Annotated in this window: 9 protein-coding genes and 4 tRNA genes; 4 read left to right on the plus strand and 9 right to left on the minus strand. The window is 58.5% G+C overall.

Annotated elements, in window-relative coordinates:
- Positions 1-3: 3 nt before the first annotated feature.
- The 5 genes from AC1RQB_RS19535 to uvrB all read right to left on the minus strand — a co-directional run bounded on the left by AC1RQB_RS19535 (position 4) and on the right by uvrB (position 4,329).
- A tRNA-Ala gene (locus AC1RQB_RS19535) sits at positions 4-79 on the minus strand.
- Between the two features lie 53 nt (positions 80-132).
- A tRNA-Glu gene (locus AC1RQB_RS19540) sits at positions 133-208 on the minus strand.
- A 79-nt stretch (positions 209-287) separates the two neighbouring features.
- Positions 288-363, minus strand: a tRNA-Ala gene (locus tag AC1RQB_RS19545).
- Between the two features lie 190 nt (positions 364-553).
- Positions 554-2,035, minus strand: a complete 1,482-nt coding sequence (gltX, locus tag AC1RQB_RS19550; protein WP_008075949.1) for a glutamate--tRNA ligase — start codon at positions 2,033-2,035, stop codon at positions 554-556.
- A gap of 278 nt (positions 2,036-2,313) precedes the next feature.
- Positions 2,314-4,329, minus strand: coding sequence for an excinuclease ABC subunit UvrB (uvrB, locus tag AC1RQB_RS19555; protein WP_063340925.1), 2,016 nt, complete (start codon positions 4,327-4,329; stop codon positions 2,314-2,316).
- 337 nt (positions 4,330-4,666) lie between these two features.
- Between uvrB and AC1RQB_RS19560 the strand changes: the two genes are divergently transcribed.
- Together AC1RQB_RS19560 and AC1RQB_RS19565 are read left to right on the plus strand one after the other, a co-directional pair.
- Entirely contained in the window at positions 4,667-5,863 is a 1,197-nt protein-coding gene (locus AC1RQB_RS19560; protein WP_063340926.1) for an amino acid aminotransferase, read from the plus strand.
- Between the two features lie 235 nt (positions 5,864-6,098).
- Positions 6,099-6,299, plus strand: a complete 201-nt coding sequence (locus AC1RQB_RS19565; RefSeq protein WP_063340927.1) for a hypothetical protein — start codon at positions 6,099-6,101, stop codon at positions 6,297-6,299.
- Here AC1RQB_RS19565 and AC1RQB_RS19570 read toward each other — a convergent pair.
- Complete coding sequence (locus tag AC1RQB_RS19570; RefSeq protein WP_008007186.1) at positions 6,296-6,526, minus strand: hypothetical protein; 231 nt, start codon at positions 6,524-6,526, stop codon at positions 6,296-6,298. The genes AC1RQB_RS19565 and AC1RQB_RS19570 overlap by 4 nt on opposite strands.
- A 225-nt stretch (positions 6,527-6,751) precedes the next feature.
- Here AC1RQB_RS19570 and AC1RQB_RS19575 point away from each other — a divergent pair.
- Positions 6,752-6,827 (plus strand) — tRNA-Asn (locus tag AC1RQB_RS19575).
- A 99-nt stretch (positions 6,828-6,926) separates the two neighbouring features.
- Here the strand turns inward: AC1RQB_RS19575 and AC1RQB_RS19580 are convergent.
- The 3 genes from AC1RQB_RS19580 to AC1RQB_RS19590 all read right to left on the minus strand — a co-directional run bounded on the left by AC1RQB_RS19580 (position 6,927) and on the right by AC1RQB_RS19590 (position 11,931).
- Complete coding sequence (locus AC1RQB_RS19580; protein WP_008075954.1) at positions 6,927-10,013, minus strand: efflux RND transporter permease subunit; 3,087 nt, start codon at positions 10,011-10,013, stop codon at positions 6,927-6,929.
- Positions 10,010-11,131 (minus strand): efflux RND transporter periplasmic adaptor subunit, encoded by a 1,122-nt coding sequence (locus AC1RQB_RS19585; protein ID WP_007905995.1) that lies wholly within the window; start codon positions 11,129-11,131, stop codon positions 10,010-10,012. Before AC1RQB_RS19585 ends, AC1RQB_RS19580 begins: the two co-directional genes overlap by 4 nt.
- A 179-nt stretch (positions 11,132-11,310) precedes the next feature.
- Positions 11,311-11,931 carry a TetR/AcrR family transcriptional regulator gene (locus AC1RQB_RS19590; protein WP_007905997.1) on the minus strand — a complete coding sequence of 207 codons (621 nt, stop codon included), beginning with the start codon at positions 11,929-11,931 and terminating at the stop codon, positions 11,311-11,313.
- 87 nt (positions 11,932-12,018) lie between these two features.
- Here AC1RQB_RS19590 and AC1RQB_RS19595 point away from each other — a divergent pair, with 87 nt between their 5' ends.
- The gene (locus AC1RQB_RS19595) at positions 12,019-13,536 is read left to right on the plus strand and encodes an efflux transporter outer membrane subunit (protein WP_063340928.1); all 1,518 of its coding nucleotides are present in this window, start codon (positions 12,019-12,021) and stop codon (positions 13,534-13,536) included.
- Positions 13,537-13,675 lie beyond the last annotated feature (139 nt).

Genomic DNA, 13,675 nt, shown 5'->3' on the forward strand with positions numbered 1-13,675 from the left:
AATTGGTGGAGCTAGACGGGATCGAACCGTCGACCTCTTGCATGCCATGCAAGCGCTCTCCCAGCTGAGCTATAGCCCCGGATTTTTCGCCTCGCGGCGGAGCGACATCTTGCAACATCGCTTCTGTAAAACTGGCGTCCCCTAGGGGACTCGAACCCCTGTTACCGCCGTGAAAGGGCGGTGTCCTAGGCCACTAGACGAAGGGGACGCAAACCCTTCTATACAACTGATCAACGCTGAGTGTTGATCGCTTCAAGGCCGGTGTGGCCAGACCTTGAAGTGTAAATTGGTGGAGCTAGACGGGATCGAACCGTCGACCTCTTGCATGCCATGCAAGCGCTCTCCCAGCTGAGCTATAGCCCCTCATCGCTGAGGACGGGGCGAATCTTAATGGCGCATCGGAAGGCTGTCAAACTTATTTTTAACAATTTCCAAAATTTTTTGCCCACATAACAATCACTTACCGCCCTCCCCCCGAAAAACGGGGGTGGCGCCGAAGAGCAAGATCAAAAGATCGCAGCCTTCGGCAGCTCCTACACAAGGTTAAACAGCCTTAAGCGATAGCGCCCAGGAGTTTTTCCCACTCCTTGTTTTCCTTCTTCGACACGCCGCCCAGCAGGTCGATAGCCTGGCGCAGACGGAAACGGGTCAGGTCCGGACCGAGGATTTCCATCGCGTCGAGCACCGACACCGAGCTGGCCTGCCCCGTGATCGCGGCGAACATCAGCGGCATGGCATCACGCAGCTTCAACTCCAGGGATTCGACCACCGCCTGAATCGTCGCGGTAATGCTGTCCTTCTCCCACTGACGCAGGCTTTCCAGCTTCCACAGAATCAACTGCATCAACTGACGAACCTGATCGCCCGAGAGCTTCTTGGATTCGAACAGTTTGGCGTCCGGGTTCACGCCACCAGCGAAGAAGAAGCCGGCCAGTGGTGCGACTTGACTGAAGGTTTCAACCCGGCCCTGCACATGCGGTGCGATCTTCATCATGTATTCAGGGTTCAGTGCCCACTTTTGCAGACGAGCGGCGAACTCTTCCACCGGCAGGTCACGCAGCCATTGGCCGTTGAGCCACGACAGCTTCTCGATGTCGAAAATCGGCCCGCCGAGGGAGACGCGGCTCAGATCGAAGTTATCGACCATTTCCTGCAGGGAGAACTTCTCGCGCTCGTCCGGCATCGACCAACCCATGCGACCCAGGTAGTTGAGCATCGCTTCCGGCATGAAGCCCATGCGCTCGTAGAAGGTCACCGAGGTCGGGTTCTTGCGCTTGGACAGTTTGCTCTTGTCCGGGTTACGCAGCAGCGGCATGTAGCACAGCTGCGGTTGTTCCCAGCCGAAGTATTCGTACAAAAGGATCAGTTTCGGCGCCGAAGGCAGCCATTCTTCACCGCGCAAAACGTGAGTGATGCCCATCAAGTGGTCATCGACAACGTTGGCCAGGAAGTACGTCGGCAAGCCGTCGGTCTTCATCAGCACTTGCATGTCCATGCGATCCCACGGGATCTCGACGTCGCCACGCAGCATGTCAGGCACCACGCACACGCCTTCGGTCGGCACTTTCATGCGGATCACGTGTGGCTCGCCGGCAGCCAGGCGGCGCGCGACTTCTTCCTTGGAGAGCAACAGCGCACGACCGTCGTAACGCGGGGTTTCGCCGCGGGCCATTTGCTCGGCGCGCATCTGGTCCAGTTCTTCAGCCGTGCAGAAGCACGGGAAGGCATGACCCATGTCGACCAATTGCTGGCAGTACTTCTGATAAATATCGCCGCGCTCGCTCTGACGATAAGGACCGTGCGGGCCGCCGACATCCGGGCCTTCGCTCCAGTCGATACCCAACCAGCGCAGGGCGTCGAAAATCTGCTGCTCGGACTCGCGGGTCGAACGCAACTGGTCGGTGTCTTCGATCCGCAGGATGAACTCACCGCCATGCTGCTTGGCAAAGCAGTAGTTGAACAAAGCGATGTAAGCGGTACCTACGTGGGGGTCCCCGGTAGGCGATGGCGCGATGCGAGTGCGGACGGTGGTCATGGCATGTCTCGAAAAGAATAAAAGCGAAGATCAAACAAGAGGCGAATGGTAACAGGCGATAGCCGCCCGGCTCCAGTGAGTGGGGTATTTACCTCCACATCACTCGTAGGCCGAGGTGGGTTGAGGGCTGGGGGAAGCACTTTAGCTGATGAATATGGCGTTCAGTCGTACGCCTTCGCGAGCAAGCCCGCTCCCACAGTAGACCGCATCCGCCTGGACAACTCGGTCAACTGTGGGAGCGGGCTTGCTCGCGAAGAGGCCCTGTCAGACACCACAAATCAAACAACGATCAACCGCTCCCGCAACTTGCCGATTTCGTCGCGCAACTGCGCCGCGGCTTCGAATTCCAGGTCGCGGGCGAGCTGGTACATCTTTTCTTCCAACTGACGAATGCGTTTGCTGATCTCGCTCGGCGAGCGCAGTTCGGCCTCGTACTTGGCACTTTCCTCGGCGGCCTTGGCCATGCCTTTGCGCTTCTTGCTGCGCGAACCCGGCACGACCGCGCCTTCCATGATGTCGGCGACGTCCTTGAACACCCCCTTCGGCGTGATGCCATTGGCCAGGTTGAAGGCGATCTGCTTGTCGCGTCGACGCTCGGTTTCGCCGATCGCCCGCTCCATGGAGCCGGTGATGCGATCTGCGTACAAAATCGCCCGCCCATTGAGGTTGCGCGCCGCCCGGCCGATGGTCTGGATCAACGAGCGCTCGGAACGCAAGAAACCCTCCTTGTCCGCATCGAGAATCGCTACCAGCGAGACTTCCGGCATGTCCAGGCCTTCACGCAGCAGGTTGATCCCCACCAGCACATCGAAGACGCCGAGACGCAAGTCACGGATAATTTCGACCCGCTCCACAGTGTCGATGTCCGAGTGCAGATAACGCACGCGCACGCCGTGGTCGGCCAGATAATCGGTCAAATCTTCAGACATGCGCTTGGTCAGCGTGGTAACCAGCACCCGCTCTTCCAGGGCCACACGCTTGGTGATTTCCGAGAGCAAGTCGTCGACCTGAGTCAACGCCGGGCGAATTTCGATTTGCGGGTCCACCAGACCGGTCGGGCGCACCAATTGCTCGACCACTCGGCCAGCATGTTCCGCCTCATAATTGCCCGGCGTGGCCGAGACAAAAATCGTTTGGGGACTGATGCTTTCGAACTCATCGAAACGCATCGGCCGGTTGTCCAGCGCGGACGGCAGACGGAAGCCGTACTCCACCAGCGTCTCTTTCCGGGAACGGTCACCTTTATACATGGCGCCGACTTGCGGCACGCTGACGTGGGATTCGTCGATCACCAGCAAGGCATCCGCCGGCAGGTAGTCGAACAACGTGGGCGGCGCCTGGCCGGATTCACGGCCCGACAGGTAGCGCGAATAGTTTTCGATGCCGTTGCAGTAGCCCAGCTCGAGGATCATCTCCAGATCGAAACGGGTGCGCTGCTCCAGTCGCTGGGCTTCCACCAGTTTGTTATTGGAGCGCAGGTATTCCAGGCGCTCCTGCAATTCGACCTTGATCCCTTCGGTGGCCTCGAGCAGGGTTTCGCGCGGGGTCACGTAGTGGCTCTTCGGATAGAAGGTGAAACGCGGCAGTTTGCGGATGACTTCACCGGTCAGCGGATCGAAGGCGGACAGGCTCTCCACTTCATCATCGAACAGCTCGATGCGGATCGCTTCGAAATCGGATTCCGCCGGATGGATATCAATCACGTCGCCGCGCACCCGGAAGGTCGCCCGGGCGAAATCCATGTCGTTGCGGGTGTATTGCAGGTCGGCCAGGCGACGTAGCAGCGCGCGTTGGTCGAGCTTGTCGCCGCGATCCACGTGCAACACCATCTTCAGATAGGTTTCCGGGCTACCCAGACCGTAGATGCAGGACACCGTGGTGACGATGATCGCGTCCTTGCGCTCCAGCAGCGCCTTGGTCGCGGACAGGCGCATCTGCTCGATATGGTCGTTGATCGAGGCATCCTTCTCGATGAAGGTGTCGGACGACGGCACGTAGGCTTCGGGCTGGTAGTAGTCGTAATAAGACACGAAGTATTCAACGGCGTTGTTCGGGAAGAACGTCTTGAATTCGCCATACAACTGCGCGGCCAGGGTCTTGTTGGGCGCCAGCACCAGCGTCGGGCGCTGAATCTGGGCGATCACGTTGGCGATGCTGAAGGTCTTGCCCGAGCCGGTCACACCGAGCAACGTCTGGTGCGCCAGCCCGGCCTCAATGCCCTCGACCATCAGGCGGATGGCTTCCGGCTGATCGCCGGCGGGCTCGAAGCGGGTGACTAGCTGGAATTCAGACATACATACCTCTGGATTCGCGCCTGCCCAGTCAAACCGGACAGCGACGAAAAAAACCACAAACGACCGATGTCGCCCAAGGAAAAAACTGGATTGTGCTCAATGTGGAGCCGATTGCCATCGCTTTCAAGGCAAACGTCCTACATCGGGCAAAACCTTTGACGACACCACTCGACCCATGATCGAAAAATAATTGGAAAAACTTACGGTAAAAGCCGAATCGCCTGTCGCCATCAATCGCTGATGGCCTCTATACTAGCTCCCCGTTTGTGCACCGCTCTAGTGCATTCGGCTGGAGCGCGACACGTCCCTCCACACTCCATTCAGAGCCGCCGCAATAATGAGCCTGTTCTCCGCTGTCGAAATGGCACCACGCGATCCAATCCTGGGCCTCAACGAAGCATTCAATGCCGATACCCGTACCAACAAGGTCAACCTGGGGGTCGGTGTTTACTGCGACGAGGAGGGCCGAATTCCACTCCTGCGCGCCGTTGTCGAAGCCGAGACGATTCGCGCCGCTCAACACGTTTCCCGTGGCTACTTGCCGATCGACGGCATCGCTGCCTACGACCAAGCCGTGCAAAAACTGCTGTTCGGCAATGATTCGCCGCTGATCGCCGCTGGCCGGGTTATCACCACCCAAGCCGTCGGCGGTACTGGCGCGCTGAAAATCGGTGCTGATTTCCTCAAGCAACTGCTGCCGAACGCTGTCGTGGCCATCAGCGACCCGAGCTGGGAAAACCACCGCGCCCTGTTCGAAACCGCTGGTTTCCCGGTGCAGAACTATCGCTACTACGATGCCGCCACCCACGACGTTAACCGTGCAGGCCTGCTCGAAGACCTGAACGCCCTGCCGTCCGGCTCCATCGTTGTGCTGCACGCTTGCTGCCACAACCCTACCGGCGTGGACCTGAGCCCGGCGGACTGGAAAAACGTACTGGAAGTGGTCAAGGCCAAAGGTCACGTGCCATTCCTCGACATGGCCTACCAGGGCTTTGGCGACGGCATCGATGAAGACGCCGCGGCCGTGCGCCTGTTCGCCGAATCGGACCTGACCTTCTTCGTCTCGAGCTCGTTCTCCAAATCCTTCTCGCTGTACGGCGAGCGCGTTGGCGCCCTGTCGATCGTCAGCGAATCGAAAGAAGAAGGCGCGCGCGTACTGTCGCAAGTCAAACGCGTGATCCGCACCAACTACTCCAACCCGCCGACCCACGGTGCAAGCATCGTCGCCGCCGTGCTGAACAGCCCGGTACTGCGTGCCCAGTGGGAAGAGGAACTGGCAGAAATGCGCCTGCGGATTCGCGGCATGCGCACCCAGATGGTCGACTTGCTGGCGAAAAACGCTCCACAGCGCGATTTCAGCTTCGTCGGTCGCCAGCGCGGCATGTTCTCCTACTCCGGCCTGACGGTTGAGCAGGTAACCCGTCTGCGCAGCGAGTTCGGCATCTACGCCCTGGACACCGGCCGCATCTGCGTTGCCGCGCTGAACCAGAGCAACATCGACGTCGTGACCAAGGCCATCGTTGCGGTGATCTGAGTGGTTGCGTGATATGAAAACGGGAAGCCATAGGGTTTCCCGTTTTTTATTTGTCTTTGATAATTCCCAGTTCGGCGACCGGTCGCTCTAGACTGCACGCAGATCAAACATGTGGGAGCGGGCTTGCTCGCGAAAGCGGTCTATCTGTCACATTGATGCTGGATGTGCCGCCGCCTTCGCGAGCAAGCCCGCTCCCACAGGTTATGAGTACACCCGAGAATTCTTGAGAACCCACATGAAAAACGATGACCTACGCGCCGACCGCGACGAGCTGGACCATTTCGTGCCCCGCACTTCGGCCAAACGCGGTAATAACCTGGTGCTGCAAGTGGCTGCTGGCGTGTTCCTTGGCGGCCTGGCCTTGTGGCTGGTGCAACTGGCCGCCACGATGCTGTACGCCAAGCTGATGCTCGGCACCATTACCTTCGGCGGTTAAGCCAATTCGGTTGCACGCTGGCTGGCCGCGTCGTCATAGGCCACATAAAGCGACTCGGCCACCTGGCTTTTGATCGCCTTGGTGCTTTCCAGGCCCAAAACAAAACCTTCGGCCTTGCCGCCCGCCCGGTTCAATTCATCAGCGGTACTGGCCTGAGTGATTGCGTCGAACAGTTTCTCGGCGTGCGGACCAACGCCTTTGGGCAGGCTGATCTGAGCGATGCTCATGCGAACACCCCGCTGTTTTGAGGTGTGAGGGCTGGATGATTCATGGCGCATACCTTTTCGGCTGAGGGCCGGCAGCGCGTGTCACCACTTCCGGGCGACCATGGTAGACCTCTACCGCGATTCTGGTAACCGCCAATGGCCGATAACCCCCTCCAATCCGATGAAAACATCAAACCGCCGACAGAGGCTTGACTTCTCTTTTTGAATCAGTAACATAGACGCCATTCCGCGATAGCTCAGTTGGTAGAGCAAGTGACTGTTAATCACTGGGTCCCTGGTTCGAGTCCAGGTCGTGGAGCCAGACAAGGTTACAGAGAAAGTTTCCAAAATCTCTGAACCCCCGAAAAACCCGCCTTTTGGCGGGTTTTTTTCGTTTTGGCGTTTTGTCAGCACTCAGGTATCAAGCAACATGAGTGTTCGCTGCAAGCTCATACGCGGGCTCGGGCTTGATCTTGAACCAGAGGGCGTACATCGCTGGCAGGAACACCAGGGTCAGCACGGTGCCGGCAAACGTACCGCCAATCAGGGTGTAGGCCAGCGTTCCCCAGAACACCGAATGGGTCAGCGGAATGAACGCCAGCATTGCCGCCAACGCCGTGAGAATCACGGGCCTCGCGCGCTGCACAGTGGCTTCGACCACGGCGTTGTAAGGCGACAGGCCGGCTTGCTCATTGGAGTGAATCTGCCCGATGAGGATCAGCGTGTTGCGCATCAGAATCCCTGACAAGGCAATCAGTCCCACCAAGGCGTTGATCCCGAAGGGTTGCTGGAACAGCAGCAGAATTGGCACCACACCAATCAGGCCCAAAGGCGCAGTAGCGAACACCATCATCATTGCCGACATCGAGCGCACCTGAATAATAATGGTCAGCAACATCAGCGCGATCATGATCGGGAACAACGGTAGCAATGCCTTGTTCGCTTTACCCGACTCCTCGATCGAGCCGGCAAACTCGATCCGGTAGCCCGCCGGCAGTTTTTCGATGATGGGCTGCAACTGCGTTATCAAGGCGTTGGAGACATCGGGAGGCTGAAGACCTTCAGCCACGTCACCACGCACAGTTATCGTCGGCGTACGATCACGACGTCGCAGAATGGGTTCCTCCATGCGCACATCCACCGCCCCTACCTGGGACAGCGACACGCGCTGCCCTTGGGCACCGGTCAGCGTGAAGGCGGCAATTTTCGACGGATCCAGACGCGTCTCTCCCGCCGAGCGAGCAACTACCTGAACCGAACGAATATCCTCACGCACCTCGGTGACAGGCACCCCCGTGAGCAGGAATTGCAGCTGTTGCGCGACATCGGTCGAGGTCAAGCCGAATGCTTGCAGGCGATCCTGATCCAGCGTGAGATGAAGTGCCGGCGCGCGCTCGCCCAAATCGGTGTTGACGGTCCTCATCATGGGGCTGGCGGTCATGACCTCACGCACCTGCGCGGCGATATCCCGCAACACTGCGGGGTCGGCGCCCATCACCCGAAAGGCCACCGGATACGGTGAATAAGGACCAAATACCAACTGCGTCACCCGCACCCGGGCTTCAGGCGCCAAGCCATCGGCTACGGCTTGCCTGAGGCGGAGCTTGAGCGCCTCGCGCTCTTGCTGACTCGTGGTCAGGACGACGATTTTTGCGAAGGATGGATCGGGTAGCTCAGGGGCCATCGCCAAATAGAAGCGCGGTGCGCCCTGGCCAATGTAAGCGGTGACGATCCTGGCTTCCGACTGCAGAGCCAACCACGCCTCGACCTTGGCCGCGGCCACATCAGTCTGTTCTATAGAGGTGCCGTAAGGCATCTGCACCTCAACCAGCACCTCAGGTCGGTCGGACGTTGGAAAGAACTGCTTCTTGACCACGCCCATGCCCAGAATCGCAACAACAAACAAGCCAACGACGGATGCAGCCACCAGGCCTTTGCGGCGGATCACACTGCCCAGCAGGCGCCTGAAACGCTGGTAGTTCGGTGTACCGTAAATCGCCGTATGCCCGCCTTCAGGCACCTTGATCTGCGGCAGCAGTTTGACGCCCAGGTAAGGGGTAAATACCACGGCCACCACCCAGGAAGTGATCAGCGCAATGCCAACGATCCAGAACATGTTCGCGGTGTATTCACCTGCGGTCGACTTGGCAAAACCGTTGGGCATAAAGCCGATCGCCGTCACCAATGTCCCCGACAACATCGGCGCGGCCGTGTGGCTCCAGGCATAAGCGGAGGCCTTGATTCGGTCGTAGCCCTCCTCCATCTTCACCACCATCATTTCAATGGCAATGATTGCATCGTCCACCAGCAGCCCCAATGCCAGAATCAACGAACCCAGGGTAATTCGATCGAAGTCTTTGCCCGTGGCCGCCATGACAATGAACACGGCCGCCAGGGTCAGCGGCACCGCCGCGGCAACCACAACGCCGACACGCCAGCCCATGCTGAGGAAACACACCAGCAGCACCACGCCCAGGGCAGCAAAAAACTTCACCATGAACTCGTTGACGGATGCGCCAATATTCACCGCCTGATCCGTGACCTTGGTCAGGCTCATGCCCAAAGGCATCTGCTCGTTGATCGCTGTTGCCTCGGCCTCCAGCGACTTCCCCAGATCCAGACCGTTCCAGCCATCGCGCATAACCACGCCGAGCAACAATGCGGGCTCGCCATTGTTGCGTACCAGGAACGTCGCAGGGTCCTCATAGCCGCGCTTGACCTCAGCCACATCGGACAACTTGAGGGTTCTGCCCTGCACCGTCAGTGGGGTATTACGAATCTTCTGCAGGTCATCAAACGCGCCATCCAGGCGGATGAAAACCTGTGGGCCCTTAGCTTCAACCGAGCCGGCCGGCGTTATCATGTTCTGCGTGTTCAACGCACTGAAGATGTCTCGTGCGGAAATGCCCAATGTCGCCAGACGCTCGTAGGACAGCTCGACAAAAATGCGCTCGGCCTGTTCACCGATGATGTTGACCTTCTTCACACCCGCCACATGCAGCAGACGCTGGCGCAAGCTCTCGGCTTCGCGCACCAACAGACGTTGCGGCTCGCCCTTGGCCTTGAGCGCATAGAGCGCGAAGGTGACATCGGAATACTCATCATTGACCATCGGGCCGATCACCCCTGACGGCAACCCCTTCTGCTCATCCAGGATTTTCTTGCGCGCCTGGTAAAACTCCTCCTGGACGGCTGAGGGCGGCGTGCTATCAAGCAGATAAACCGTGGTGAATGCCAAGCCGGGCCGGGTAAAGGTCTCGGTCCGGTCGTACCAACGCAGTTCCTGCATGCGTTTTTCCAGCTTTTCTACCACCTGGTCTTGCATCTCCTGGGCCGTCGCCCCAGGCCAGGCGGTGACCACCGTCATTTGTTTAATGGTGAATGCGGGGTCTTCCGCACGCCCCAGTTTGAAGAAGGCGTACAACCCACCCACAGAAATCAGCAGGATCAAAAACAGGGTGATTGAGCGCTCGCGTACGGCCAGCGCCGAAAGATTGAAGCCGCTCATCGACTTACCTCAACCACTGAATTTTGCGGAGCATCGGCGAGTTCAGTCCTGACCTTCTCTCCCTCGCTCAGCAAGTGAGCACCCAATGCGACAACACGATCACCCACCTGCAGATCCCCCGTCACGCGCACGCTGGCCTCGTTATTCAGGCTGCGAACCTTGATCGGGCGCCATACCACATGCTCCGGCTCTCCCCCAACCACCCAGACACCCGGGCCTTTACCCCCGTCGTAGAGGGCTCCCATGGGCACCTGGAATTCCTTGGCATCAGCAACATCCGTGTCGGCGATAACCACTGAGATCGTCGAACCCAGGGTGGCGTTGGAGAGCGCCCCTTCCAGCACATAACGCGCTTCAAACGTTCGGGTCTGTCGGTCTGCAGAGTCGGACAGCTGACGTAAACGGGCGCTGCCTGCACGCTGGTTCTGCCCGTAGAGCTCAACCGTCGCCGCCGAGCCCAGCGCAGGACGTAGCGTCTCGGGTAACTGGATCACGGCCTCGCGCTGCCCTGAATGGGCAACGCGTACCACCATCTGTCCTGCGCCAACCACCTGACCCGGCTCCGCCAAGGTATCCACTACAACCCCATCAGCATCCGCCAGCAACGTCGAATAACCGGTCGCGTTTTTCGCCACATCAGCCTGAGCCCGGGCAGCGTTTAGCTGAGCCTTCGCCGAGTCGGCAGCCGCTTTGATCCCTGCGTAAGCTGAGGCAGATACCGCACCGACGGACACCAAATCACGGTAGCGAAGTTCATCATCGGAGGCCTGCCGGGCTCGGGCCATAGCGGCCAGCACCGCTTCCTGCTGCGCCCTGGCGGTCAGCGTCAGGTCGTTGGCATCGATGCGCATAAGTGGCTGCCCACGTTTGACACTCTGCCCAGCGTCCACCAAGCGCTCCAAGACTTTCCCAGGCACCCGAAAACCGAGATCGCTCTGAACTCGAGCCGCGACGATACCGGTGAATACCCGTGCCGCAGGCGCGGAGGGTTGAACCACGCCGATGCGCACCAAGGGCACTTGAAGGCGAGGATCGGCAGGCGTGGCCTCGTTGCAGGCCGCCAGGGCAAACGGCAACAAGGCAATGAAAATGAGTGACATGCGATGGCGCTGGATCATAAAGACCTCTTGGTAGCGGATGCACCATGCTTATTCAAGTGACCAATTCTGTCAATAGTCACCACCGAGACGAATGAACATTCCCCAACTTGATCAGAGCAAGGCAGAGAGGCTTGATATCTGGTTTTTTCAGGCGCACACGCTGATACGGATGCGCAGCGCATCCGTCAGCGGACGGTTTAAGGCATCAGGCTGCGCAGAACAAGATTGGAGATAAGAGAAGGGGCTTCTTCAACAAAATCGAGGTTGTACTGCAATAGCAAAGGATTGATAAAGGGCCGTAGAGCAAGATGAATCGCCTCTACCGTCTCGTCCAGCGGTGTCTTGCGTTCAAACTCGCCGAGCTCTCGCCCCTCACGCACGATTTGCGACACGAAGCTCTTGATCTGAGCGTCATAGACTTGTGAGCTGGGCCAGCGCTCCGATGCGGCGAACGCTGCGATGTCATAGAGTTTACGGTCATTAAAGAACAGGCTCACACCTGTAGCGATTAAGGTTTTGACCAGGCGCCGAAAACGTTCAGTCGGCGAGATGCCGTCTACATTGATGGCCTGCTCAACTGCCGCAACGATTTCAGTCAGGCAATTTGTACAGATTGCTTCACCAATCGCCTGCTTGGATTCAAAGAATTTGTAGATGTAAGCCTTGGAAAAGCCGATGGCCTTGGCTAGGTCAGAAACCGTTGTTTTGCCATAACCGTACTGACTGAAATGCTCGTTGGCCGCCGCGACAATCTGGTCTCGAATGTCATGATCGACTGGGCCACGGGCGCTGGGCGAAGAAACTGATGGCTGATTCATGCGAGCAGCTTACTCATCCCAAAGGTGGTTGACAACTTGTGACCAAATTGTAATATCGTCACAAAACGACCCTTTCGCAGGTATCGCATGCACCCTCCTCCTCGTTTCGCCGTCTTACTGTGTTTGGGTATGGTTGCAGGTTGCGCAGTGGGCCCCGACTACTCAGAACCCAGTGTGGAATTGCCCGAGCATTTCTCGGCGCAAACGTCCAAGGCACGACAAGTGGGCGCCGCAAATGCCGATCTCGCCGCTTGGTGGAACGCATTTAATGACCCGATACTCAATCAGCTGATAAATCGAGCACTTGAACAGAACCTCGATTTAGCCCAGGCAAGCGCAAGGATCGAGCAGGCTCGCGCCGGTTTGGGCGCAGCTAACGCAGCTCTCCTGCCGTCGGCTACCGTCAACGGTCAAGCGGCCCGAGCCCGTCAGTCATTGGAGACTCCGTTGGGTCAAGTGCTGAATTCAGCCCCTTCCTACAATCGCTACGGCAGTGCCTATGAGGCGAATTTGAATGCCGGTTGGGAGCTGGATGTGTTTGGCGGGCTGCGCCGAGGTAAAGAAGCCGCCTTCGCCGATTATCAGGCCTCACAAGCCGGGGCGATTGCCACACGCCTGGCAGTGGTCGCGCAGACAGCCGATCTTTACATTAGCCTCCGTGGCCTTCAAGCACGCCTGGAAATAGCCCGCCAGCAAGTAGACACACGACAACAACTGCTCACCACCATCGAACATCTCTACGCAAAAGGCCTGGCGGCTGAACTGCAGTTGAACCAGACCCAAGGCGCGCTGAATCAAGCGCAGGCCACCGTTCCGGTACTGCAAGCAGGCATTGACGCGGCAATGAATGCGCTGGATGTCATGTTGGGCAAGGCGCCCGGCACTTATAGCGCGCAGTTGACTAAGCCGGCGCCCATCCCTGATGTGCCAGGCCTCTCGGACATGGGGGCTCCGGCCGACCTGCTGCGTCGGCGTCCAGACTTGATCGTCGCTGAGCGCCGACTTGCGGCATCCAACGCACGCATCGGCGAAGCCATGTCCGAGTACTACCCCAAACTGTCTGTGGGGGCGCTGCTCGGCAGTGCTACCTCGGTATCCAGCACAAACCTGTTCAGCAACGGCGCCAGTCAGGCTTCGGCGGCACTGGGATTACGTTGGAGGCTGTTCGATTTTGGCCGCATCAACGCTCAAATTGATTTGGCGAAAGGCCAGGAAGCCGAAGCCTTAGCCGCTTACCGCCAGTCCGTTCTGCGGGCCTGCGAAGATGTGGAAAGCGCTTTTTCAGCGCTGATCAACCGCGAGCAACAATCGACACAACTCGCCCAGGGTGAGTCGGCGTATGCGAAAGCCCGAGCGACGTCGTTTGTCGCTTATGAAAAAGGCGTGGTCAGCCTGATCGAAGTGCTGGATGCCGATGAACACCTTTTAGCGGCATCTGATGGCAGAGCTCAGGCACAAACTGAATCGGCTCGCGCTGCAGTGGCCACGTTCAAAGCATTGGGCGGCGGTTGGCAGCGGGACGACTCAGATGCTCGCGTTATCTCAAAAAGAGCGGGAACTCGAATGTTTTTTCCTGATCCAGGGATATCGAAAGAACTCCAATAAAAAGATTCAGGGGCTTTTTTGTGCTCGCCATAAAGTCAAAAGATCGCAGCCTGCGGAAGCTCCTACGGAGATCGCATCTCACACGAATTTCCTTAGGAGCTGCCGCAGGCTGCGATCTTTTGATCTACCTGCCTTTTTA

Source organism: Pseudomonas sp. GW822-FHT02E03, assembly GCF_058802325.1.